We start from the raw sequence: 25,105 nt of genomic DNA on the forward strand, positions 1-25,105 counted from the left end.
TTTGCAGCTTGTTCTTCAATGAAACTTACGAGGTCCTTCAAATCGGATAGTTTTGATACCGTTAATAATAAAAAAATATTGGTAGTGTCCAGAACACCGCAGGATGATATCAGGAGGGCCTATGAAAAGGAAATTACAAAAAAACTCAGAGCTAAAGGCTTAAATGCCACCGCCAGTCATGTTGTTTTTCCCGACTTAAAGCCTTTGACCAACAAGACAGTGGAAAGGATTACCAATACCATATCCATGTTCAGGGAAGCAGGATTCCAAATTCTTCTGTTGACGTCCTTGAAGGATGTAGAAGAACAGGAAATCTTAAGAAGACGAGAGGGCTATGGCTCCATGTTGGATTATTACGGCAACGAATATGTTACCTTAAAAGGCTATTATGACGACCTAAATGCCCCACCCAAATTACCACCCCTTGGGACGGAATTGGAACCTACCACAAAAAGGACAGTTACCTTTGTACTTGAAGCGGTCTTCGAAAATCTTTTGCAAAGCTAATCGCGGATGAGCTTCAATAACAAAAGGATTGACTGTTCAACTTCCAGCCTATATGAGAAATGTGAAAGCAACTTATGAAATTACTGAAGTAGTTGTGGTTGGCCATAATGAAGGCCAACGTTTATATACGGTCGATAATCATATGCCTATTATACCTGCTGTACCCATATAGTCATTATTGAACCGGTTCGCGGTCCCATAAAATAGCCGTTTTTGGAAACTTTGGAAATCGACAAGATGAAATAGGACGTCCACTTCCTTTTGTGGTGTTTTTTAATAGTTTCCTCAATACACCTTTTACCCAATCTTTGGCCTTTACCTTTCCCTAAGGTCACTTCACTTTGCATTTTGGTCGTTTTGCCCAGAATAGGCCGGTATCAGCACCCAAAGCATAATACATTTGTCCTGTAAATCAAAAGATAGAAGCCTATGAAAACGATGAGCACAATTTTTCTGACCGGGGTAATCGTAAGCCTGATCATCCCTTTTAACGGAAAACCGGATCTAACACCTATAGAAAGGTATGTAGAACCTTTGTCCTCAACATACGAGCCGCTACCGCATGAAGACCTTTTAACGGAGCAAGCTGTTGACCAGCCCAACCCGACGTATGTACCATACCTAATGGAGATATTGGAGCTGAAAGAAGGCCTCCTGGAAGACATGGACAGCAACTAACGCAATAACAAAAATTCAATAATATGAAAACGATCGAATCAATTAAAAGGATACCCACAATTTGGGGATACCCAAAAAAAAGGAAACTGCACCAAGATCTCGGAAGACTGCGATCTAGGTACGAAAATGACGAAAATATCTTTCTGTTCATTTAGCCCTTAACGGATTGAAAACTGGAAATTATGAGAAGTATAAAATCATTGTTCGGAATGCTTATAGTGGCATCCCTGTTATCTGGCTGTTCCTCTGTAAAGGTTACCGACTCCTGGAGAGGCCTTAAAACACTTGACATCAAAGAAAAAAACATCCTGGTCGTTAGCAAAACGAAAAACAAGACCACCAGGATGCGCTTTGAAAAGGATCTGGTCCAAAACCTGAATAAAAATGGATTCCAAGCGGTGGAAGCTCATGTCAAATTTCCGCTCTCGGATCCCCTGAAGGAAGTAAAAAATGAGGAAATAGATCAAGTCATAGAAAATTTATGGGACCAGTGCATTGATATTGTAATCGTATCCCACCTAGTGGATTCCAAAGAATATACCACAACCGTGAGCAATGGCGATTCGTATTATTCAGATCCATTCTCCTACAGGTACAGGCGTTATAGAAGCTTCTATGGTTATCAAGGATTTTATTCCAACCATAATACCGTGGAGATAAAGGGAACAAAATATATCGTGGAAACCTTGGTGTACGACCTGGCAAAACCAAAAAACGAGCAATTACTCACCATAATTACGTTGGAGGTGGATAATCCATCGACCCTGGGTTCCGTTTCCAAAGATTTTTCAAACAGCATTGTTAAACGATTGGTCAAGTAGTTTTTTAATTGGTGATGTTGTGGATGAACTGCCGGAGATAGTTTCATGGTCTTCGGCAGTTTTGTGCCTGGAACCTTAAATATTACAAGATGATTTTCGACGCTTATCCTAAACAAACTATGCTAAATCCTGTAAATTCGTATGCAAACGCCAAAAACGAATACGTAAATACCTTCTTTGTCTTGGGATTTAAAAAAGTAAAACAACCGGTACTCCGGGCCATAGCACTTATCGTGGCCGTTCTTCTGACCTTGCCCAGGGTATTGTCCATGTTCAATATTGTGGAACAACTTACGGAATCCTTTACGGCGGCCACCATCAACGACATTGTTTTCCGTTTCGTTTTCCTGGCCTTCTTTTACTGGGCCGTACTGCAATGCAACACCAACTTGAGATTCCTATATGAATCGTATTCGACGCTTGTTCGATATCTCTTGACAATCCTGCTGAACATCATACTTTTTTCGGGCGCAATACTACTGTTTGCCTATCTCTATCCGGTTTTGACCGAGCAATCCATGCACAAATCGGAACAAGGCCTTGTCTATTTTGTATACTTCATCATACTGTTGATCCTTATCTTTGTATCCAGGGTTTTGCGGTATCAGATAATTCACAAGGACGATATCATCCAAAATGAACTTTTGAAACAGCAAAAACTACATGCCGAACTTGCCGCTCTAAAGAACCAGATCAACCCCCACTTTCTATTCAATTCGTTGAATTCCCTCAACACCTTGGTCAGGGACAATAGGGAAGCCATCACTTTTGTGAACAAGCTTTCCTTTATGTACCGATATATCCTGCAGAGCGGGAATCAGGATCTGGCCACCGTACAGGAAGAACTAGAATTCCTGGAAAGTTATGTGCATTTGATCAAAACAAGGTATCGAGATCGCTTTACGATCACCATTGACGTTGAAGACCAATGGATGAATACGAAAGTTCCTATATTGGCAATCCAGTTACTGGTAGAGAATGCGGTGAAGCACAATGAAATTTCAGAAAACCTACCCTTGCATGTCCGTGTTTTCAGTACGGAAAAGCACTTGGTGGTCGAAAATAAAATCCAACCCAGAAATACCTTTGTGGACAGCACCGGCAACGGCCTGGTGAATTTGAAAAAACGGTATTTTCTATTAAAAAACAGGCAAATCGTCATAACAAACAAGAATAAGGTGTTTCGTGTGAAACTTCCATTAAATTAGAGGTCATGAAAGTTGTTATCGTAGAGGACGAAATCGCTGCCAGTGAGCACTTAAGCCATCTGATCCAGGCTATTGACCCGGATATGGAGATTATAAAGGTTTTGGATTCGGTAAAATCCTGTATCGCTTATTTCTCCCAACCCACCGATGCCGCCCTAGTTTTCATGGATATACATTTGGCCGATGGTATTTCATTTGAGATTTTTAGTCAGGTCGATCTGGAAATCCCCATTATATTCACGACCGCTTATGACCAATACGCCCTTAAAGCGTTTAAAGTCAATAGTATTGATTACATCCTAAAGCCCGTACACCGGGAAGAACTCGCCAAAGCACTCCTAAAGTTCAAGAATTGGTCCAAAGAAGAACCTTATAACAAGGAACGGTTGGAGGACGTATTGCAATTGATACAGCAACAACATAAGGCGTACAGATCCAATTATTTGATGGCCCATAGGGACGAACTGATTCCCGTTAAGGTAGAGGATATTGCCTATTTTTATATAGATACCGGAGTGGTAAGGGCAATTACCTTTCAGGCCAAGGCCTATATGATGGACACCAAACTGGAAGATTTGGAGAAGGAATTGGACCCGGCGATTTTTGATAGGGCCAATCGGCAATTTGTGATCAATAGAAAGGCCATAGCAAAGATCAAATACTATTTTGGCGGTAAACTGATCGTCAATGTAATTCCCCCGGCCGAAGAGCGCATTGTAATCAGCAAGGCCAAGGCATCCCAATTTAAAAAATGGGTCAACACCTAAATCATGGGATTTTTTTGGACAGCAATTCGGCGATCTTGGTAAAATTGGCTTCTCCCAACTGTTTTTTGCTCAAGGAATAGCTGATATACCGTTCTTTGGATACATCGATAAAGATAACGTCCTGAACGACCCGATGCCCCTGCAATGCGGAATAGGTATAGGTGAGTTCCATTTTATGATCCCGATAACTAAAACTATCGGCATTAAACGCCCAAACAATGGGTTTTCGACCCGGCTGCGTGTACGCTTCAATCTCCTTCTCAATACCTTGGGCATACCGTTTTTTTAGGCTAAGATATTGAAGTAGAAATCTGACGGAACTGATGAGCAGAATGAGGGAGATGCCTACGATCAGGTAACCAACGGTATTTCCTGTATAGGCAGTAATGGCGCCCATTAGGATCATTATGGAACTCCACACGATGACCCAATTGTTCAATTTTGCCTTTACCAACCAGAGCGCATCAAAATTTAATAGGTATCCCTTTCTAAACAACACGGGATCAAAATCTACGTCCAACTTCATATACTTCCGGTTTAAGTTATCCCCGACCAAATGCCATTTTCCCTGGTTTCTGTCCAAGGGGATCCACAATATATTTTATACCTTTTGACCTTTGAAAAAATTTCTGCCATTAAAAACCGTAAAACGATATGCCGTGGCCTACACTTTTTGGAGGGAATACATATTTACATTTCGTTCTTTTCCCCTGAGAACAATTTCGCCCATGGCTTTTGTGTTTATCCAATTACCCAAATTTAATGTGTTCAGCATGGTCTCAGAAATAATAAGTTCCGCACCAAGCCTGTTGCATTGATCTTGCAACCTGGCCGCGACGTTGATGGTATCTCCATGATATGCTATTTCACGCTTTATTTCTCCGACTTCCGTAACCGTGACCAGACCTACGTTTACTCCGGCCTTAAAGACGGGTATCGCGTTGTAGTTGGCCATGTAGTAAGCCGCCCTTTTCTGCAGTTGCGCTTTAAACGCATAAAAGGCCCGAATGCAGTTATCATTGTGAACCCCTTGTTCCAGGGACCAGGTCAGGACCGCTTCATCACCTACATATTGATAAACCTCCGCTTTATAGGCATCAACCACGGCCAAGTCGTAAAAACAGTCCTGGATCAATTGACTGTACTTAATATGCCCCAGCCGTTCTGCATGGGTAGTGGAACCTTTCAGGTCCAAAAACATAAAAATATGCTGATGCTCCTTGGGCAAATAGAAACTTCCCTTAATAATTTTTAGTAGATTTCCTTTCCCTAAAGTCAGATCGATGTACATAAAAAGATTGATGGTAAAATTTACGACCAAGGCATAGATGAACGCCAACCAAAGTCCCGGGAGTTCACTTACAAATACGATAATCGATGTGCTTGTGTCTACAACATCGAAGACTTTGAACAAATAAAATACTAAGACTACAAGTATAGCCCCCATAGCAATTTGAAGCAGTACCGCGTATATTTGAAGTTTGTAAAAAGGGACCCTACCTTTTATAAAGCGGTCTATGGCTACGTATAACAGTCCGTAAACGATGGCTTGCGCAATCCACGTAACTAAGAACATATAAATTTCACCAATGGCGGTTTCGTTTACAGAACTAATTTCATTAGGAGTAACATGAGTTGCCATGAACCAGATACAATTGGCGATAAACCAACCAATTAGATAGCTTTTAAGTATTTTGGAGATTTTGGTCCTCACCTGCTTGCTGTAGGAATGATGTTAGTGTCCATAGATGTTAAATATACTTACTATCAGGTTAAAAGCGCAAAGATTTATAGCGGATATTCCCCAAAAATAACATAAGACACTCCAATTACAGGCGTCGAAATCATCCCGAACACCGCAGGATTTGTTGTCCAGGAAAAACAGGGGCTTATTGTTTGATTCGTTCATTTTCAGGCTTGAACACCGGCAAAAAGTAGTATTTTAACCCTATAGAAAAAGGCATTCTGCTATCTTTACATACCCCAAATAATTCAATTATGCGCAACTTGTTAGTTGGTATCCTACTGTTCCTATATACGGCGTCCAAAGCTCAGGACCTGTCCAAACTATATGAAACCGTACGGCCTTCGGTCGTTGTTATTTTTACCGAGGAAATGAAACTTGAGAAACAGGGTGCTACGGTCCAAATGGTCAGTTCGCAAAGTTTGGGCTCCGGATTTTTGATTTCCGATACGGAAATTTTGACCGCCGCCCATGTGGTGGATGTGGCCGAACAACTTTTGGTTCAATTTTCTGATGGGGAAATCATTGAGGCCAAGGTGGTATCCTCATTCAAAAATTCCGATATCGCGTTGATAGCATTGACTGCTCCCAAGAAAAATCCCGTAATAGCTGCTCTAGGGGATTCGGATAAAAGTAAGGTAGGGGAACGGATTGTTGTGATAGGCGCTCCCTTTGGATTATCACATTCACTTTCCTCTGGTTATATCAGTGGCTTCATCAAAAATACCGATGATCAAAACCCCTTCACCAATGCCGAATATATCCAAACCGATGCGGCTATTAACACGGGAAACTCTGGCGGCCCTATGTTTAACCTTGAGGGAGAGGTTATTGGAATTGTAAGCCACATCAAGACCATTACTGGAGGATTTCAGGGAATCGGTTTTGCCGCTAGCTCCAACATTGCAAAAAAATTGCTGTTGGATAGGAAAATCCTATGGACCGGGGCAGAGGTCATCCCGCTATCCGGCGAGAGCGCCAAAATGTTGAACGTACCTCAAAACGATGCTTTGCTCGTACAACGCGTGGTCTCCAATTCACCCTATGGTAAAATGGGCCTGCGAGGAGGGACCATTGAAGCAACCATAGAGGAGAGGACCCTATTATTGGGAGGGGACATTATTTTGGCGGTCAATGGAATCCGCTTTGAGTTTACCGATGAGACCTTGACCAAGTTGGGGGATTTTGCAAATGCCCTAAAGCCGGGGGACCCCATCGTGTTGGAAATCCTCAGGGATGGGAAAGTAATTTCCCTGAGGAACTAAGGGAGTCCATATTCCCCTTTTTTTTCGTAACTTTAAAAGAACCCTAAACCTAAATATCATGAAAAAAATAGTCTTTGTTCTTGCTTTACTGATCGGTCTTGCCTCCTATTCCCAAAACGGAAATGACGTGTCCGTCGAAAGGGTCATCAAAACGTTTTACGATGGGTTTAATGAACGTGATTCTGTCAAAATAAAGCTTGCCCTGCACCGAAATGTGAAATACCAAAAACTTGAGGACGTATTCTGGATCAAAGCGGTAAAGGAAAATGACATCTCCGAAGTTATAAAATCCATTATGGCCATTCCAAAAACCACAAAATTCAAGTTAGAGGCAAGTGATGTGAGCATACATGCAGATGAATACATCGCCAATGCCTGGGTCAAGACCAAGTTTTATCTCTATGATTCTTACTATCAATGCGGCTCTACTTCCTTTCAATTGGTAAAGGAAGATGATGATTGGAAAATATTTTCAATTTTAGATCACTATTCCAAGGAGAATTGCAAAGAACAATGAACGAAATCCGTCGAAAGGGTCTAAAGTGCTCGGGCACTGGGAAAAGAGTAAAGTGGAATTAAAAACCGAAACGGATTCCTAAGCCATATACACTTTGGTTGCGGCGGTCCCCAACGATGTCCTTACTCTGCTCAATTTGGGAAGCCACAAAAATATGACTGGATTTCTTGAAGTTATAACCTACTTCAACAATTCCAAATTTCGTGTCAAAATCCCCAAGACCCTGATCATCATCAGGACCTAAATAATTAAAACCGGCGGCCACGTGCCATCTTTGGTCGGTTGAAAATTTATAACGGCTGTACAGCTCTATCCCCGTAGCGTCGTAAAAGAAGTCGTCCCCGTTCAAAGTGGTCCTTTGGTGTTGCTTTAGGCTTGCATAGGAGGCCGCGACGGTAAATCGATCTTTTTCATAGGAGGCCGACACCACAAAAGCCTCATCGCCCTCCTTTGCCTGATTGGGCAAAGGATCTTCCACACCATCATTTACCTTATTGTAGCCCACACCTATTTGGAAACCATCAATCTCGTAGTTGGCACCAAACCCATAGGTGTCTATACTTTCACTGTTTTCGGATATATTTCTTGCTTCGGCCTGCGTACCCAGGCTCAATCCATCTTTCTTGTATTTGAGGATAAAAACCTGGTTGGCACGGCCTGTACCCGATATACCGCCGTCCGAAATATTCCAGACCCCGATGCCTGCTCCACCAAAAGCCAGAAATTTATCAACCTGATTGGCACCCATGGTATAGTAGACCGAATTCTGCTTTCCAAAGGTGAACTCGAATTCCTGATAGGAGAACCCCACGAACCCCAAACGGGTAAATACCGCATCACCTACCTGGGCTATTCCTGCACCGGGGTCTACGGCAAACTCCACAGTTTCGTCCCTGGAGACAAGGTTAAAACCGAGTTCCACACCGCCAATGACGTTGAAGTTCTCCGCTTCATCTTGGGATAATGCATGTTTCATTTTAATCCCGGCCCGGGGAGCATTGTTGGCTATTGCTATTTCCCCTTCCTCGGCAAAACCCGCTCCGATCCGGAGACTGCCATACAGGGTAATCCTGGAAGTAATTTCATCGACCCAATCGGTGTTCGAATCCTTGTTGTCCTGGGCAATCTGCGCCCGTATACCCGATAAGGCAAACAAGAATGTCATAAGCGTCAAAACCCCTCCTAAAGCGTACGTATTCTTATTCATAATGCTTGTTTATATGGTTGTATGTTTTATCCAAAAATTCTGGATTTTGTCAGTCTTGCATTCATCTCTGCGATATTTATGATGGAAATACCTTCCGGGCATTCCACTTCGCAAGCCCCTGTAAAGGTGCAACTTCCAAAGCCTTCTATTTCCATTTGATAGGTCATTTCACTAACGCGTTTATGCTGTTCCGCGTACCCCTGCGGTAAACCGTTCAAATGATTGATCTTGGCCGAGGTAAAAAGGGCCGCGGAAGAATTTTTGCAAGTGGCCACACAAGCACCACAGCCTATACAGGCAGCTGCATCCATGGCCCTGTCCGACACCTCCTTCGGAATGGGGATGGCATTCGCCTCCGGTGCCGCACCCGTTTTTGCACTGATGTAAGCCCCCTGTTCTATAATCCGATCAAAAGCGGAACGGTCCACCACCAAATCCTTGATTACGGGAAAAGATGCCGCCCGCCACGGTTCTACCACAATGGTATCGCCCTCCTTAAAACTGCGCATGTGCAACTGACAGGTGGTCATATTATCGTGGGGACCATGTGCCCTACCGTTGATAAAAACCCCACATTGCCCACAAATCCCTTCCCGACAATCGTATTCATAGGTGATTACTTTTTCGTTATTTAGGACCAGCAACTCGTTTAGATGGTCCAAGGCTTCCAGAAAGGACATATCTTCTGTAAGTCCTTCTACTTCATAGTCCCTAATAGCACCTTTGTCCTTGGGACCTTCCTGTCTCCAAATTTTGAATGTTACTTTCATAATGTGTTATTTATAACTTCGTACCGAGGGTTGTATATATTCGAATGCCAAAGCTTCCTTGTGCAATTTAAAATCTCCGGCATTATATTCCCATGCAGATACATAGGAATAGTCCTCATCGACCCGTACCGCCTCCCCGTCCGCTGTCTGGAACTCTTCCCTAAAATGTGCCCCGCAGGATTCATCCCGTTGCAAGGCATCGGTACACATGAGTATACCCAATTCAATAAAATCCGCTAAGCGAAGGGCTTTTTCCAGTTCGGTATTGAGTTCGTTGCTGCTTCCGGTAACTTTAACATCGTTCCAGAACGCATCACGGACGGTTTTTATCTGTTCGATGGCCTTTTGCAGGCCTTCTTTGTTACGGCTCATGGCACATTCCTGCCACATGATCTTGCCCAGTTCCCTGTGGAAATGGTCTACGGTTTTGGTGCCGTTCACCGCAAGTACCCGGTTTATAGACGATCTGACTTCGTTTTCCGCTTCCTCAAATGCAGGATGTTCCGTAGTGGGATGATCCTCCCGCAAAGCGTTTGCCAGATAATTATTTATGGTGTTGGGCAGTATAAAATAACCATCAACACTGGCCTGTAATAGGGAATTGGCCCCTAAACGATTGGCCCCGTGATCCGAGAAATTGCATTCGCCCACGGCGTACAATCCGGGAATGGTCGTCATCAATTCATAATCCACCCACAGTCCGCCCATCGAGAAATGTGCCGCCGGTGAAATCTGCATAGGTTCCTGGTAGGCATCGATACCGGTGATTTTCTTATACATGGCAAAGAGATTGCCATAGCGATCTTTTATGGTCTGAATACCAAACTTTTCAATAGCGTGCCTAAAGTCGAGGTAAACCGCATTTTTTAATCTGCCCACGCCATACCCGGCATCTATCCGTTCCTTTGCTGCACGGGACGCGATATCACGAGGGGCCAAATTCCCAAAGCTGGGATACCGCCGTTCCAGGTAATAGTCGCGTTCATGCTCTGGAATATCGTTTGCCTTTCTCGTATCCCCTTGTTGCTTGGGCACCCATATCCGTCCATCGTTACGCAAGGATTCCGACATCAAGGTCAACTTGGATTGCGCTTCACTGGACTGTGGTAACGCAGTAGGATGTATTTGTGTAAAACTTGGTGCCGCAAAGAACGCTCCTTTTTTGTGGGCTTTCCATAGGGCACTGCCATTGCAACCTATGGCCAGGGTCGACAGGCGGAAAACCCGGGAATAACCTCCGGTAGCAAGCACCACGGCGTCGGCCGCATATCTTTTTAGCTCCCCGGTGATCAAATCGCGAACAACTATTCCTTTGGCGTTACCATTGATCACCACCAGATCTAGCATTTCACTTCTCGGGAACATTTCCACTTTTTTGGCCCGCACCATTTTGTATAGTTGGGCGTATGCGGCCATCAACAACTGTTGCCCCGTTTGTCCCCGAGCGTAAAACGTACGCTGTACTTGCACCCCTCCAAAGCTTCTATTGACCAGCGTGCCACCGTATTCCCTGGCAAAGGGAACCCCTTGCTGCACGTAATGATCTATAAGGGGGGCGGAAAGTTCTGCCAGTCTATAGGTATTGGCCTCTCGCGATCTAAAGTCACCCCCTTTCAGGGTGTCATGGAACATTCGCCAGACACTGTCCCCATCATGTTGGTAGTTTTTGGCCGCGTTGATACCGCCTTGCGCAGCGACCGAATGTGCCCGGCGAGCCGAATCCTGATAACAAAAGCATTTTACATCGTAACCCAGTTCCGCCAGGGTAGATGCCGCTCCGGCTCCTGCCAGTCCCGAGCCGACCACAATAACATTGAGCTTCTTTTTGTTTGCGGGGTTGATCAGCTGGGATTGCACCTGATAGTTGCGCCACTTGTCTTCGAGTCTTCCTTCTGGAACTTTTGCGTCTAGTTTCATTCTTCTGTGTTATTTGAAATAAACAATGAATGGTATAATTCCAAAACCTGCTCCCATAATAATGGCATAGATCAAAGCCACTTTAGCTATGATCCTAAGCCCTTTTTTATGATAGAACCCCAGGGTTTTAAAGGCGCTTTTTAAGCCGTGATGCAAGTGCAAAGCCAAAGGAATTACCAATACCGTATAGAAAATCACATAATAAATGTTGTGAAACAGGCTGCTGGTAACCTCATAAACATCCATGTTTCCCGCTGCATCCAGCCTAACAGCCTCTCCCATTCCCAGTTTGATCCGCGCCCAAAAATTGGCCAGATGGACAACAATAAAGAGGAGGATCATTGTTCCGATAAGTCCCATATTCTGTGAGGTCCACGTGCTGTTTTCCTGGAAACGGTTCAGAACGTACTTCTGCGGGTTTGCCTTTCTGTTTTGTAAGGTAACCAGTAAGGCATAAACCACATGGAGCAAAATGGATGCATAAAGCGCATAGGCTACTAATTTGATCAACGGACTCTCCCGTAGGGTGGTGGAATACGAATTGTACAATCCGCGGGCGGTTTCCTCGGGCAGCAGTAAAATGCAATTTGCCGATAAGTGCACAATCAGGAATATGCATAGGAAAAGCCCTGTACCTGCGATGATCGTTTTTCTAAAAAATAATGGGTTAAGGGCCATAATCAGCTTTTAAAATTAATAGGTGTCGAAAAGTTGCTGCATTTCGGTCAGTTTTTTCCCTTTGGATAGGGAAAGCATCAGTAAAATTCGCGCTTTTGCCGGGTTCAGATCTCCTGAAACAACGGTGTGATAATCATCATCCTTAAACTCGTTATCGCGCAACACCCATCCTGTAGCTACCCTGGTACTGCGGACTATGATCACGCCATGGTCTTCATAGGCTTTCTTGGCTGCCTTCAAAGTGGCTTCCGTCATATTGCCATTGCCTACGCCTGCAATGACGATGCCTTCGGCACCGGCCTTTACATGCATATCTATTAGATCTGGTGACATGTCGGTATATGCATAGATGATATCTACACGGGGAAGTTTGGTAATCCCTGTCACTGAAAATTCACTGGTTTTACCGAACTTGGTATTTGGTTCGCGGAAAAAGCCCAACCTGCCATAAAAGACACCTCCCAGCATACCCTTTATTGGGGAAGCGAAACTATTCACATTGGTGGTGTTCATTTTGCTGACATCGCGGGCATTGTGTATCTGATCGTTAAGGGACAACATGACCCCCTTGCCTTTCGCGTTCTCATCTGCAGCTATGGCCACTGCGTTATAAAGATTAAGGGGACCTTCCGCGCTAATGGAAGTGGAAGAACGCATAGAACCCGTAGTAACCACTGGTTTGTCACTTTTTACGACCAAGCTTAAAAAATAAGCGGTCTCTTCCTGCGTATCCGTACCGTGCGTTACCACGATGCCATCAACATCATCGGAAGCCAATAATTCATTAATTCTATTGGCCAGTTTTAACCAAATTTCAACGGTCATATCCTGCGAGCCTACATTGGAAACTTGTTCCCCTGAGACATCCGCTATCTTTTTGATTCCAGGTACCGCGTTGATCATGGTCTGTATGCCAATTTGCCCTGCGGAATAGCTCCCTGAAGTAGCCGATGCAGCAGACCCTGCAATGGTCCCTCCTGTTGCCAGAATTTTAATGTTGGGGAGTTCGGTATCCGTGTCCTGGGCAAATCCCCGAATAGGGAGCAAGGCTATACCCAAAAGCAATACGATTATTTTAAACCTTTTCATCTGTTTTTCTTTTAAATAGTTGCTATCCAAGATAATTTATGGATAATACCCCTGCGACCTCTAATCACAAAAACATCGGTAAATCGCTGAGGTATTATCGGCTATTTATGCAATGCTGCTGTGTATTTAGGGTGCATCAGATTCTCTACACTCAAAATTTTGTCGAGTTCCTCTGCTGTGAGCAATTCCTTTTCAAGGACCAGTTCGCGAATGCTTTTTCCGGTTTCTACGGCTTCTTTTCCCAAAACATCGCCCATATGGTGGCCGATATATGGGTTTAAAAAGGTGATGATCCCCACGGAATTAAATACCATTTGCTTGGTATGTTCCTCGTTTGCCGTTATACCATTGATACATTTCTCAGCTAGTGTGGTACAAGCATTGGATAACAGTTCTACCGATTCGAATATACATTGTGCTATTACCGGTTCCATTACGTTGAGTTGAAGTTGTCCCGCTTCGGCAGCAAAGGATATCGCAACGTCATTGCCTATAATTTTGAAACACACCTGATTGACGACCTCGGGAATTACCGGATTTACCTTGGCGGGCATAATGGAGGACCCTGCCTGCATTTCGGGCAGGTTTATTTCGTTCAGTCCACAACGGGGCCCTGAAGACAGCAACCTTAGATCGTTACATATTTTCGAAAGCTTAACGGAGCTTCTTTTCAAAGCTCCGGAGATCATCACGTAAGCCCCGCAGTCCGAAGTGGCCTCAATAAGGTTCTCGGCCCTAACAAAACTGGCCTTGGTATATTGTTGTAGATAACCGATGGAAAGTTCTGTAAACCCTTCGGGCGCATTTACCCCTGTGCCAATGGCGGTTGCCCCTAGATTGACTTCCAATATCAGATCGCGGGCGTGTTTTAAATTTTTGATCTCTTCCTTTAGGTTGGTGGACCAGGCGCCAAATTCATCACCCAAGGACATCGGGACGGCATCCTGAAGCTGTGTCCTCCCCATTTTGAGCACTTTTTTAAACTCGGCGGCTTTCTTATCCAGACTAGTGGTCAGGATATTAAGTCGCTCAAGCAGGTGGTTCATATAATAGTACACCGCTACCCTAAAACCTGTTGGATAGGCATCATTGGTAGACTGTGACTTGTTCACATGGTCGTTGGGGTGTAATAGGTCATAGCTGCCCTTTGCATGGCCATTCAGTTCCAAGCCTACATTGGCAATCACCTCATTGGCGTTCATGTTCACCGAAGTACCGGCCCCTCCTTGAAATACATCCGAAGGAAAAAACAATGCATACTTTTTTAAGTTATCGAGTATATGATCACAGGCCTGCATGATCATATCGGCCTTATCCGCAGGGATGGTCCCTATCTCTTTGTTGGCCGCAGCACAAGCTTTTTTGGTCAATACCAATCCCTTAACAAAAATAGGAAAGTCGCCAATTTTTGTATTTGAAATTTGAAAATTATTAGCGGCCCGCTGTGTATGGACCCCATAATACAGTTCGTCGTAAATCTCTAGATTGCCTAGTAGATCTGTTTCTGTTCTTGTTTTCATATCTAGTGTTTTTATTTTCAAAATTATAGTATTAGACCTCCGATCAGAAATCCGAAGATTACACTTGCGGCGATCGTTACGGTTCCCGGTATGATAAAGGAGTGATTGAATACGTATTTTCCAATTTTGGTAGTACCTGTATCATCCATTTCAACTGCTGCCAAGAGCGTTGGATATGTAGGCAACACGAACAAGGCACTTACAGCGGCAAAGGATGCTATGGCAGCCAGGGGACTCACCCCTAGGGCCAGTGCAGCGGGCATTAATGCCATGGTCGTTGCGGCTTGTGAGTATAAGAGCATACTGGCAAAGAACAAAACTATTGCCAACAACCACGAGTATTGGTTTAAGATTCCTCCTGCAGCTTCCTTGATTTCCTCAATATGGTTACTGACAAAAGTATCTCCCAGCCATGCTACCCCAAGGACACATATGGCGGCGCTCATTCCCGATTTAAAGGTGGACATAGCGGGTACATCGCTTAATTTAATCTTGCAGACCAAAGCAATGGTCATTGCGGCCAGCAACATTACGGCCATTATGGCTTCATTACGGCCAATTGCCGGGTTTTCTATCAATCCCACTTTTTTGGAGATCAGGCTGGCGTAGGTAACAACAAGAACTATGGCGGCCAAGAAGATACCTACGGACCACTTGGCACTTTTGGGATCTTCATGATGTTCCTCGCTTTTATGCTTTACCAAACCGGCGGCAAGCCTTTTCTGATAAATAGGGTCTTCCGCCAAGGGTTTCCCCAATCTGTTTGCTATAATGGCACCTACCATACAGGCCAAGATCGTAGAGGGAATGGCTATGGCCAACAACTGCAAGTAGGAAACGCCCAAGGGTTCTAAAAAGCTTGCAAAAATGACCACAGCGGCAGAAATGGGGGAGGCCGTTATCGCAATTTGTGAAGCGACCACGGAAATACTCAATGGTTTTGATGGCCTGACCCCGCCTTCCTTGGCAACTTCGGTAATGACGGGTAAAGCAGCATAGGCTGTATGTCCCGTTCCGGCCAATAAGGTCATCCAATAGGTGACCGTAGGGGCTAAAAAGGTTACCCGTTTTGGGTTTTTGCGAAGCAGCCGCTCCGAGAGGTGTACCAGATAATCCAATCCACCGGCCTTTTGCATGGCTGCAATGGCAGAAATAACGGCCATAATGATAAGGATTACATCAACAGGTACGGAGCCTGCTTTTAAACCAAAGATCAAGGTAAGTACAACCACGCCGGCACCACCGGCATAGCCTATACCAATACCTCCCATTTTAGAGCCCAAAAAGATAAAAAAGAGTACAACGAGTAATTCAATCCAAATCATAATTAGTGGTTTTTAGTTGATATCCTATATGAAAATGAGCTTCATCGTATTGAATATCAAGGTATTAATTAATTCAATATTTTTTGATTATAACCCAAGACAATTTTCTTTTTTTCCATCTTTTTTTGATATTCTCAGTTTCTAATGGCCGCAGCAGCTGCAGCGCCATAAATTTCCATTTCTTTTTGTACTTTTTCAGAAACGACCCCAAGGTTTTCAGGTAACTTGCCTATGACCTTGATCAACACCTTTTTTATGACATGTGTTGGGTAGGGCCTGTTAGGCACGATTACTGTTCCACTTGATACACTTTGCATTTTCATGGTCTTACTATTTAGTTTATATCCTGTTTCTTGAACAAATGTAGATAGAAGTCCAAGCCTGGATCAACGGTTTTAAAGTGAAACGGCAAAATTGAATTGTGAGACAGCCAAAAGCATCCCTGAACGTATGCCCCGTTTGGAGAAAGAACCATCTGGTAGGGGATAAAGCTGTTTCCTACTTAACGGGGAGGGCCTGAATCGAGCAAAAGGTTGTCGTATCAATGGTTTATTGTGTCTTTAGAATGCCATCGGTAATAAGCTGGTTTACCAATCGCTTGGTGAAACTTTTGGAAGCCGACTCCATTGAAGAAGGGTCAACAAGAGAAGATTGGCCGGTCCATACCATGGTTTCCTTTCCTTCAAAAAGCTCCCCCTTTACATCGTATAAAATCGCTTCGATAAGATAGGATTTGGTCTTCGAATAGTACCCCGGGGTTTCATAGGCTGCATAACGTCTTACGATGTATTTTCCAACCCGGTAATAGGAGGGAATGTACCGTGTTTCCCCGGGTTGGTAGCGGTCCCTTTCATTGGAATCCACCAAGGCCATGGTAAGAACACCATCCAATCTATTATCCGTAATGATTTTAATATAATCCGTGGCGGTACGAATTTCCTTCGTTCCTCCCGGGGGGAAAAGAAGGGTCCCCGCTACGGCATTGACACCTTGGTCCCTTAGCAGGGAAACGGCATCTTTTTCAAAGGTATTGCGGGCAGCCAAGTTTTTCCCAATGCCAACAACGGCTATCTTGGCATATTCACGCTTGGTGTAATCCTTTTTGGTCCAAGAGGAACTCATTTTAGCGGGTGCGCACCCTACCAAAATAAGTAGTAGCAACACTCCACAAAAGACTAGCGGCCGTGTTTTTTTCATAATGGACAACGTTTTAATCCAAGGTATAATCCTAGTTCCAATAAACGCTTATAAATGATTTGTGGCAGCGTATAAGCTTGAAAGACAAACCATACCTTACTCGTCATGCGCCTTGTCTACTGATGCTGCGATACCCTTTGCCCATTGGTCAAGTGCCGATTCAACATCGGCCCACGTAGACCAGGGGGAGTCATTTGCCACACGACTACCTTGTGATCTGCTTATTACAACGGCGTCTATACGATTGGAGATAGACTCCCTAAAGGTTCCCTCGACCGTAACACCGCCTACACTTAAGGCTACTGGTATTAAAACGCTTGTAACGTTTGCCGTGGCATTGGGTACTTTTATGCCGGACAAAACAAAAGAAATACGCAAGGTTTTTTCCGCAGGAGTACTGGTAATCGTGTAACCGCTCCCTTCCAATTCCTTGGTCAAACTTTCAGTGAAGTAGGTTTGGATACGCTTTAAATCCTCAGTTTTTAATTTTTTGATACTGGGATCTCTGGGGTCCAGAACTACGGGATCAAGGATAAATGCATCATAAGCACCTAGAGAGGGTGCATTTGGGCGGATATATAAAAGTGTGGGTGCCTGACTGGTATCTTCGACAAGTCCGGACAGATCGGACGTGGCCGTATAGTTTTTAACCGCCTTTCCCGAGGAACCACATGAACCAACGGCAAGTGCAACGGCTATACCCAAAACAAACGTGTTAATAGTTCTCTTTTTAAACATCATAATTTACTTTTAGTTGATTTTTGTTAAAATTTCCGTACCATCCAACCAAGATTTAAACCACAAACTTCGCGATGTAAATTTGATTACGATAGAAATGTTGAAATAAGGCGTATACTATTGACGGTGCTCATACCTATGCAATCCGCACTTGTTATTGCCAGATTTTAAGATACAATTTCTTTTCCTTTAAAAAAAATAGACCCCTGTATTCGAAATATGCAGCGCTGTAAAAAATGTAATTTTACATGCCATATATTTTTATATCTTAATGCGCCAATAAATAGCGTATACCCTTGCCAAGAGTTAGAGAATTAAATACGATAAAGTCCTACTTGATAGGGTGGTTTATTGGGAGCATCGTTTGGAGGATACTTAGGGATACGGATTTAAGTCAGGAGCCTTTGTCCCAACAATTTACTTTAAGCAATATTACTGTATTCATAGTGCTTTGGTTGATCATGGGAGTACTCTTCGGCTTGATGCATATTGCTATCGCCAAATTTGTAATCGGCAGAATTAAGTATTATCAACTGTTGCTTTTCACCGTGCTCGTACAGCTGATCCTCTTTATAGGCATCATCGTGGCACTCATGCAATCTTTGAGGGCGCTTTTGGGTGTTGAGCTTCCCGATTCTACGCTAGGATTATTGAATGATCTATCGGTGCTCATAGCCTGTATCTATATTTTGATCATAAATTTTTGCATCGGCTTTGTGATGTACATTAGCGCAATAGTTGGAAAGGAAAACCTTAGAAAAATACTATCTGGGAAATTTTATACCCCTTTGGTAACCAAGAAGGTTTTTATGTTTGTCGATCTCAAGGGATCTACGCAATTGGCGGAAAAATTGGGACATATTGCCTACAGTAAATTAATCCAGGATTGCTTTCGCGATCTTGTGGTGGTACACGATTATCGTGCGGAGATTTATCAGTATGTGGGCGACGAAGCCGTGCTTACTTGGGATGTGGACAGGGCCATACAAATGAATAACGGGATTAAAGCTTTTTTTGCTTTTCAAAAAAGACTGAACGAGCGATCTGAACATTATCTGTCCTTGTATGGTGTGGTTCCGGATTTTAAGGCCGGGATGCACGGGGGAATCATATCCATGACCGAAGTTGGAGAGTTAAAGCGTGATATTGCCTATCATGGGGATACCATAAACACCGCAGCAAGACTTCAGGGCGAATGCAATAGGTTGGATGTAAAGCTGTTAATTTCCGAAAAACTTTTAAACGATTTGGATCTAAATACAGAATTTAGATCGACGCTTATGGGTGAAATGCAATTACGGGGTAAAAACGCTCCCATCAATGTGTATTCGTTGGAAGAAGTTGAAAATAACAGTGTTATGCAATGACATAACAACTATGATACACGCTTAAAACAGGTTTCCTACTCCCAACCATTTCTTTCAAACACGCCCTTTAGCAAAAGGGCGTATTTTTTTAAATAAAGCCCGTATTGTTCCTCTGTCAAAATGGCTTTGACCTCGGCATGCTGTTTGGCGAGCAGGACGTCAAATTTTGCTCGGATTTCGTCTGGTGCAAAGCCCTTGTCCTTGTCATCAAGACGAGCCATTTTAAAGGAATGGTAGAGGATAATGTTGTAATATTCCTCCCGGATCTCATCGGAAAGCCCCATGGCCGTAGCGCGGTTGTAAAACCAGATCTGCATGCTGTCGCGTTCCTTGTCGGTAAAAATCCAAACTTTGTTGGTTTCATCATCTTTGGTCGTTTGCGTTTGACCAAAAGCGTTTGCGGAAAGAAATAGGCATAATGCAATGGCTGCAAATCTCACTAGTTTCATATTTGGGGCGTTAGTGTTTTCTCAAATATAGCGAATAAAACCTGGGTCCGAGTTTGGAAAGGAAACGGAAAAAAGGATTTTGACGAGACCGAATACGAAAAGAACAAGACGTAGCCTATGGCGCTAGGTATGGAGTAGGGAGGGGTGTTTTTGGAAAATATTTTTTTTTGGAACTGTAACCGGTAAACTATGGTAGGAAAGCATTCTCCGATTAAATTGCAAAAAAGAACGTAAAAATATTAGACACTTTCCGTAAAGTTATTTTACATTTCTTGGAACCCCTTCAATGTCAATTCGATATAAAAATTTGATATACAAATAGTTACGTTTTTGGCATGAATATAGGAATAGAAATTTTGAAACTGTTCAACGGCCATAGGCAATTATCCGGTCATCTGGAAGGTTCACACATCCATCAATCTAAAAATGAGAACCATGTTCAAAACCCATCTTAAAATAGCTTGGCGGAACCTAAAGAAAAACCCCCTGTTTTCATTGATCAATATCCTTGGTCTTTCCACAGGATTGGCCAGTGCCTTTTTAATCTTTTTTTGGGTCTCCGACGAAGTAAAGGTCGACAGTTTTCACGTAAACGATCCAAATCTTTATCAAGTAATGATGAAGAGCGAGGAAAATGGAATTAGTAGAGTTCTTGATGGTACTCAGGGGCCGCTCGCCGAGGCCATGGAGAAAGATCTACCCGAAGTGGAACATGCTATTACCGTCATGGACCTTGAGAAATTTGGGCAAGGAATTACCTTTAGAAACGATGGGAACAATTTTAAGACCGGAGGACTTTTTGCCAGTAAATCTTTTTTCAACGCATTTACCTTCCCCTTGATTCGAGGTACGGCATCCCAAGTACTTGCCGATAAGGATGCGATTGTCATTTCAGAAAGCTTTGCCGTAAAACTGTTCGGGTCCGTTGAAGGTGCCATGAACAGTCAGATGGTATACACTATGTTCGGAAAAGAACAGCATGCCAAGGTGACCGGAGTCTTCAAGGACACCCCCAACAATTCGACGATGAAGTTCAGTTTTGTAGCAACAAAGAAAAAGTTTTTGGAAGATATATGGACCAATGGTTTACTATGGATCAATACCGGGCCGAGCACCTACCTATTGCTTAAACCAAATGTTGACATTGCTGCTTTTAATTCGAAAATTGAACGGTTCATAGATAAGTATGATGAATACAATACGTTCAGTCTTTTTACCAGAAAATTCTCGGACACCTACCTAAAAGGCAATTATGAAAATGGAGTTCAAAGCGGTGGAAGGATAACGTATGTAAAATTGTTTTCCTTTGTTGCTCTTTTGGTCTTGCTTATTGCATGCATCAATTTTATGAACCTGTCAACGGCCAGGGTTTCACGAAGATTTAAGGAAATAGGAATCAAAAAGACCGTTGGCGGTACTAAGGGGAATTTGGTCGCTCAGTTTTTGACAGAGTCGGTTTTAATTACCTTTCTTTCATTGGTATTGGCCATAATGATCGTCATACTTCTTATACCCGTCTTTAATTTCATTACGGGAAAGGAACTTGGTATACATTTGATCTTCGAAAATGGTTGGATCTTGCTAACAGCCACTTTGCTGACGGGATTACTATCGGGAAGCTACCCAGCATTTTACCTCTCGGCATTTAGCCCGATGGCCTCCTTAAAAGGGAAGTTTCAAAGTAAGGGATCGGAATTGTTGGCGCGCAAGGGACTGGTGGTCTTTCAATTTATGGCATCGCTAGTGTTGATCATATCGGTATTGATCGTTAGCGATCAGATAAATTTTGCACTTACCAAACCTTTAGGGTATCAAAAGGAAAATATGGTCCAGATAAATCTTGAAGGCAAGGCATACGAGAATGCGACCCTGTTGTTCGATGAGATTGAAAACATAGAGGGGGTAGAACATGTTGGAGGCATTAGTGAAACCCTGATCAGTGAAGATGGGGGCTCCTCTACCTATGGTATCGATTGGCCGGGGAAAGCGGAAAACTTGGAGATTGATTTTGTACTTCGTCGTGTAGATGAAAATTTAATACAAACCTTGAACATTGAAATGGCAGAAGGGGACACATTTACCGAGGAGCTTGGGTCACCAGAATCTTATCTTGTAGTAAATGAAGAAGCCATTAGATTAATGGGAATAAAGGATCCAATAGGGAAAAAAATAAAACTCTGGGGAGAGGACAAGACCATTTTGGGGGTCATGAAGAATTTTCACACGGCCTCGGTCATAATGCCCATTTCGCCCGTTGTTTTTAGGTATGCCCAAAAAAATATGAGCTTGGCCATGGTTCGAATGGCACCGGGCAACGAAGTAGCGACCATTGAAAAGATCAAGCAAGCGTATATGAGCTACAACCCGGGGTATAATTTTAATTTCACCTTTCAAGATCAGGCATTCAATGCGCAATATCTTTCCGTAATACGTATTTTGAGCCTTTCCCGGTACTTTGCATTCTTGGCTATTTTCATTTCTTGTCTCGGGTTATTTGGGCTAGCGGCATTTAATACTGAGATTAGGATAAAGGAAATCGGTATTCGGAAAGTATTGGGTTCAACTTCATTTGGGATAATGAAACTATTGTCATCGGATTTTCTGAAATTGATCGGACTATCCATTTTGCTCGCTTCGCCCATAGCCTGGTACCTTATGAACAATTGGCTTTTACAATTTGAATATAGGATCAATATGGGTTGGTGGGCCTTTATGGTCTCTGGGATCTTAACCATAACAATCGCTATGATTACAATAAGTTTGCAAGCTATCAAGGCGGCGAACGCCAACCCTGTGAAAAGTTTGCGAACGGAATGAAATAACATCGTCATCAAGAACGGGAACCATGTTTAAAAACCACTTTAGAGTAGCCTTCAGAAATTTAATCCGGCGAAAAAGCCATGCCCTGATCAATATCGGGGGTTTGGCTTTGGGGATTGCCGTTTGTTTGATGATCTTTATTATTACTCAATTTGAATCGAGTTTTGATGACTATCATGAAAAGCAAGACCGTGTCTATCGTGTGTTGACCGAGTACCACCATGCAGAGCCTGAAATCTTCTATGGCAGCGGGGTCCCGTATCCATTACCCGAAGAGTTAAAGAGTTCTTTTCCTGAATTGGAAAAGGTATCGGCAATATATTCTGATGGTGATGATCAAATATTGGTGCTGGACAATAAAGGTAATCCCGTTAAAAAGTTCAAGGAAAAAAATGGGGTGTTTTTAGTCGAGCCTTCTTTGTTCGACATCTTGGACTACGAATGGCTAGCGGGTGCACCTGCTACCTTAAAAGACCTGAATAATGTTGTACTTGCGAAAGAAACCGCCGAGAGATATTTTGGCGGTTGGGAGAACGCGGTAGGAAAGACGATAAAGTGGAATAACAATGAAATTTTGACCGTCACGGGAATTCTCGGAACAATACCCCCAAATACGGATTTACGGTTTAAAGCGGTAATATCCTATGGTACCGGATTTACTACCAACTTTAAAAACTCCGATAATTGGAATGGTACCAACGGAAGATTTGGTTGTTTTGTGCTATTACCACCAAATGTTTCTGAAAGTGATATCAATGCCAGATTAAAAGTGTTGTCCAAGGAAAAAAAGACAGGCGCTAACAAAGATATTCACTTATTACAATCATTGGATAAGATTCATTATGATGCTCTGGCCGGAAATTACAGCGGAAAAACGATAAGCAAGAAACTCATACATGTCCTTTGGCTCATCGGGATTTTCATTCTTTTGATCGCCTGTATTAATTTCATCAACCTATCCACAGCACAGGCGGTAAATCGCTCAAAGGAAATAGGGGTACGAAAAGTGATAGGGGGTACAAGAATTCAATTGAAGGCGCAGTTCCTTTCCGAAACCCTAATAATAGTTATGACATCTATTTGTATTGCATCCATGATTGTCATTATGTCGTTGCCATCGATAGGCGAGCTTCTTGACTTACCCTTGTCCATTTCTTCGGTCTTAAATTTGAAAACCTTGATTTTAACCGGTGCTATGGCCATTGTTGTAACCTTTTTGGCAGGATTTTATCCCTCATTGGTGCTTTCTAAATTTAATCCTATTTCCGCTCTCAAAAATCAGGGAAAAGTTGGTAAGACCGAAGGGATTACCTTAAGACGAAGCCTTGTTGTTTTTCAATTTACAATTGCGCAAGCACTAATTTTTGGAACACTGATTACCGTAAAACAAATGGACTATTTTACCAATCAATCCATGGGTTATGATAAAGAGGCCATTGTAAACGTATTGATACCCACGGATAGCGTTAGCATAGATAAAATTGACTATCTAAGCAACTCGCTATTGGATATAAACGGTATCCAAAATGTCAGCTTTAGTTCGAATACTCCCACGGAGTACAGAACAAATAACTGGACCAGGTTCGTTTATGACAACGCTTCCGAAGAAACTGACTTTTATAGCATCCGAAAAGGAATCGACCATAAATATTTGGAAACCTATGGACTTTCTTTAGTGGCCGGCAGAAATGTAAAAAAATCTTCTGAAGCCACAGAAATTCTTCTGAACGAAAATCTTATGAAACGTCTTGGGGTTACTAACGGAAACGAGATCCTGAACAAAAAGATACGTCTTGCAGGTGGCCGAATAGAAGGAGAAATAGTTGGCGTGATAAAAGATTACCACAGTAGTACTTTTAAAGACGGAATGTCCCCAATAATAATGGTAAATAGAAAAAGTTGGCTCGGTATGGCGGGAATCAAATTGGCGACGAACAATATTTCGAACACGATAACGGCCATAGAAAAAACATGGGACGATACCTTTCCCAATTATGCCTTTGAGCACCAATTCTTGGATAACAAAATAGCCAATTTTTATGCAGAGGAAAAAAAGCTTTCCCAAATGTACAAGTTGTTTGCTATCATAGCTATTTTATTGAGCTGTTTAGGGCTTTACGGACTGGCTTCCTTTATGGTGAACCAGCGTATAAAAGAAGCGGGTATTCGAAAAGTTTTGGGAGCGACGGTCAGTAATATTTTATATCTGTTTTCCAAGGAATTTATTGTGCTGATTGCTATAGCTTTTCTGATAGCTGCACCAGTAGCCTGGCATTTTATGGGACAATGGTTGGAAGAATACACCTACCGTATTGATATTACTTGGGTGGTTTTTGTTCTTGGCGGACTGGGAGCGTTCGTTATTGCCTTATCAACAGTTGGTTTCCAGACGCTAAAGGTGGCCCAGGCCAATCCGGTAGAGAGCTTACGAGCAGACTAAGTCTATAAAACCTTCCATTTGCGGGATTTTACAGAAAATAAGATTGGTAACGTTCTTGGCTATGATTCCTGGCAGGCAGGT

The 25,105-nt window shown here is 43.0% G+C and carries 23 protein-coding genes; 10 read left to right on the plus strand and 13 right to left on the minus strand.

The window, feature by feature from the left end:
• Positions 1 to 84 precede the first annotated feature (84 nt).
• The 5 genes from ACRD67_RS01875 (at position 85) to ACRD67_RS01895 (ending at position 3,981) form a co-directional block, all read left to right on the plus strand.
• Positions 85 to 507 carry a hypothetical protein gene (locus ACRD67_RS01875; RefSeq protein ID WP_430965333.1) on the plus strand — a complete coding sequence of 141 codons (423 nt, stop codon included), beginning with the start codon at positions 85 to 87 and terminating at the stop codon, positions 505 to 507.
• A gap of 438 nt (positions 508 to 945) precedes the next feature.
• Positions 946 to 1,185 (plus strand): hypothetical protein, encoded by a 240-nt coding sequence (locus tag ACRD67_RS01880; protein WP_430965334.1) that lies wholly within the window; start codon positions 946 to 948, stop codon positions 1,183 to 1,185.
• A 182-nt stretch (positions 1,186 to 1,367) separates the two neighbouring features.
• On the plus strand, positions 1,368 to 2,006 hold the full coding sequence (locus ACRD67_RS01885) for a hypothetical protein (RefSeq protein ID WP_430965335.1): 639 nt from the start codon (positions 1,368 to 1,370) through the stop codon (positions 2,004 to 2,006).
• Positions 2,007 to 2,125: 119 nt separating this feature from the next.
• Positions 2,126 to 3,214, plus strand: a complete 1,089-nt coding sequence (locus ACRD67_RS01890; RefSeq protein WP_430965336.1) for a sensor histidine kinase — start codon at positions 2,126 to 2,128, stop codon at positions 3,212 to 3,214.
• A gap of 5 nt (positions 3,215 to 3,219) precedes the next feature.
• On the plus strand, positions 3,220 to 3,981 hold the full coding sequence (locus tag ACRD67_RS01895; protein ID WP_430965337.1) for a LytR/AlgR family response regulator transcription factor: 762 nt from the start codon (positions 3,220 to 3,222) through the stop codon (positions 3,979 to 3,981).
• A 1-nt stretch (position 3,982) separates the two neighbouring features.
• On the opposite strand, the gene ACRD67_RS01900 is transcribed toward ACRD67_RS01895, so the two are convergent.
• Positions 3,983 to 4,507, minus strand: coding sequence for a hypothetical protein (locus ACRD67_RS01900; RefSeq protein ID WP_430965338.1), 525 nt, complete (start codon positions 4,505 to 4,507; stop codon positions 3,983 to 3,985).
• Between the two features lie 138 nt (positions 4,508 to 4,645).
• Positions 4,646 to 5,557 carry an adenylate/guanylate cyclase domain-containing protein gene (locus tag ACRD67_RS01905; RefSeq protein ID WP_430965339.1) on the minus strand — a complete coding sequence of 304 codons (912 nt, stop codon included), beginning with the start codon at positions 5,555 to 5,557 and terminating at the stop codon, positions 4,646 to 4,648.
• Positions 5,558 to 5,979: 422 nt separating this feature from the next.
• On the opposite strand from ACRD67_RS01905, the gene ACRD67_RS01910 reads away from it, so the two are divergent.
• Both ACRD67_RS01910 and ACRD67_RS01915 read left to right on the plus strand, forming a co-directional pair.
• On the plus strand, positions 5,980 to 6,990 hold the full coding sequence (locus tag ACRD67_RS01910; protein WP_430965340.1) for a S1C family serine protease: 1,011 nt from the start codon (positions 5,980 to 5,982) through the stop codon (positions 6,988 to 6,990).
• A 58-nt stretch (positions 6,991 to 7,048) separates the two neighbouring features.
• On the plus strand, positions 7,049 to 7,507 hold the full coding sequence (locus ACRD67_RS01915; protein WP_430965341.1) for a hypothetical protein: 459 nt from the start codon (positions 7,049 to 7,051) through the stop codon (positions 7,505 to 7,507).
• A 58-nt stretch (positions 7,508 to 7,565) separates the two neighbouring features.
• Here the strand turns inward: ACRD67_RS01915 and ACRD67_RS01920 are convergent, their stop codons facing one another.
• The 10 genes from ACRD67_RS01920 to ACRD67_RS01965 all read right to left on the minus strand — a co-directional run bounded on the left by ACRD67_RS01920 (position 7,566) and on the right by ACRD67_RS01965 (position 17,951).
• Complete coding sequence (locus ACRD67_RS01920; RefSeq protein ID WP_430965342.1) at positions 7,566 to 8,714, minus strand: porin; 1,149 nt, start codon at positions 8,712 to 8,714, stop codon at positions 7,566 to 7,568.
• Between the two features lie 26 nt (positions 8,715 to 8,740).
• Complete coding sequence (locus ACRD67_RS01925; protein WP_430965343.1) at positions 8,741 to 9,484, minus strand: succinate dehydrogenase/fumarate reductase iron-sulfur subunit; 744 nt, start codon at positions 9,482 to 9,484, stop codon at positions 8,741 to 8,743.
• A gap of 6 nt (positions 9,485 to 9,490) precedes the next feature.
• Positions 9,491 to 11,401 (minus strand): fumarate reductase/succinate dehydrogenase flavoprotein subunit, encoded by a 1,911-nt coding sequence (locus tag ACRD67_RS01930; protein WP_430965344.1) that lies wholly within the window; start codon positions 11,399 to 11,401, stop codon positions 9,491 to 9,493.
• Positions 11,402 to 11,410: 9 nt separating this feature from the next.
• Positions 11,411 to 12,079, minus strand: coding sequence for a succinate dehydrogenase cytochrome b subunit (locus tag ACRD67_RS01935; protein ID WP_430965345.1), 669 nt, complete (start codon positions 12,077 to 12,079; stop codon positions 11,411 to 11,413).
• A gap of 15 nt (positions 12,080 to 12,094) precedes the next feature.
• Positions 12,095 to 13,168 (minus strand): type II asparaginase, encoded by a 1,074-nt coding sequence (locus ACRD67_RS01940; protein WP_430965346.1) that lies wholly within the window; start codon positions 13,166 to 13,168, stop codon positions 12,095 to 12,097.
• 101 nt (positions 13,169 to 13,269) lie between these two features.
• Complete coding sequence (gene aspA / locus ACRD67_RS01945; protein ID WP_430965347.1) at positions 13,270 to 14,688, minus strand: aspartate ammonia-lyase; 1,419 nt, start codon at positions 14,686 to 14,688, stop codon at positions 13,270 to 13,272.
• A 23-nt stretch (positions 14,689 to 14,711) separates the two neighbouring features.
• Positions 14,712 to 16,013, minus strand: coding sequence for an anaerobic C4-dicarboxylate transporter (locus ACRD67_RS01950; protein WP_430965348.1), 1,302 nt, complete (start codon positions 16,011 to 16,013; stop codon positions 14,712 to 14,714).
• A gap of 134 nt (positions 16,014 to 16,147) precedes the next feature.
• On the minus strand, positions 16,148 to 16,330 hold the full coding sequence (locus ACRD67_RS01955; protein WP_430965349.1) for a hypothetical protein: 183 nt from the start codon (positions 16,328 to 16,330) through the stop codon (positions 16,148 to 16,150).
• Positions 16,331 to 16,562: 232 nt separating this feature from the next.
• A complete protein-coding gene (locus tag ACRD67_RS01960) occupies positions 16,563 to 17,210 on the minus strand; it encodes a hypothetical protein (RefSeq protein ID WP_430965350.1) in 648 nt (215 codons plus the stop codon).
• 96 nt (positions 17,211 to 17,306) lie between these two features.
• The gene (locus ACRD67_RS01965) at positions 17,307 to 17,951 is read right to left on the minus strand and encodes a DUF3313 domain-containing protein (protein WP_430965351.1); all 645 of its coding nucleotides are present in this window, start codon (positions 17,949 to 17,951) and stop codon (positions 17,307 to 17,309) included.
• Positions 17,952 to 18,244: 293 nt separating this feature from the next.
• Between ACRD67_RS01965 and ACRD67_RS01970 the strand changes: the two genes are divergently transcribed.
• Positions 18,245 to 19,315 (plus strand): adenylate/guanylate cyclase domain-containing protein, encoded by a 1,071-nt coding sequence (locus ACRD67_RS01970; protein WP_430965352.1) that lies wholly within the window; start codon positions 18,245 to 18,247, stop codon positions 19,313 to 19,315.
• Positions 19,316 to 19,350: 35 nt separating this feature from the next.
• Here ACRD67_RS01970 and ACRD67_RS01975 read toward each other — a convergent pair whose 3' ends face one another.
• A complete protein-coding gene (locus tag ACRD67_RS01975) occupies positions 19,351 to 19,764 on the minus strand; it encodes a hypothetical protein (RefSeq protein ID WP_430965353.1) in 414 nt (137 codons plus the stop codon).
• Between the two features lie 435 nt (positions 19,765 to 20,199).
• On the opposite strand from ACRD67_RS01975, the gene ACRD67_RS01980 reads away from it, so the two are divergent.
• Together ACRD67_RS01980 and ACRD67_RS01985 are read left to right on the plus strand one after the other, a co-directional pair.
• Positions 20,200 to 22,581: an ABC transporter permease gene (locus ACRD67_RS01980; RefSeq protein WP_430965354.1), complete on the plus strand. Its 2,382-nt coding sequence runs from the start codon at positions 20,200 to 20,202 to the stop codon at positions 22,579 to 22,581.
• A 28-nt stretch (positions 22,582 to 22,609) separates the two neighbouring features.
• Positions 22,610 to 25,024, plus strand: a complete 2,415-nt coding sequence (locus tag ACRD67_RS01985) for an ABC transporter permease (RefSeq protein WP_430965355.1) — start codon at positions 22,610 to 22,612, stop codon at positions 25,022 to 25,024.
• Positions 25,025 to 25,105 lie beyond the last annotated feature (81 nt).

The sequence above is a fragment of the Eudoraea algarum genome, assembly GCF_050589645.1.
Lineage (GTDB): Bacteria > Bacteroidota > Bacteroidia > Flavobacteriales > Flavobacteriaceae > JBNGOQ01.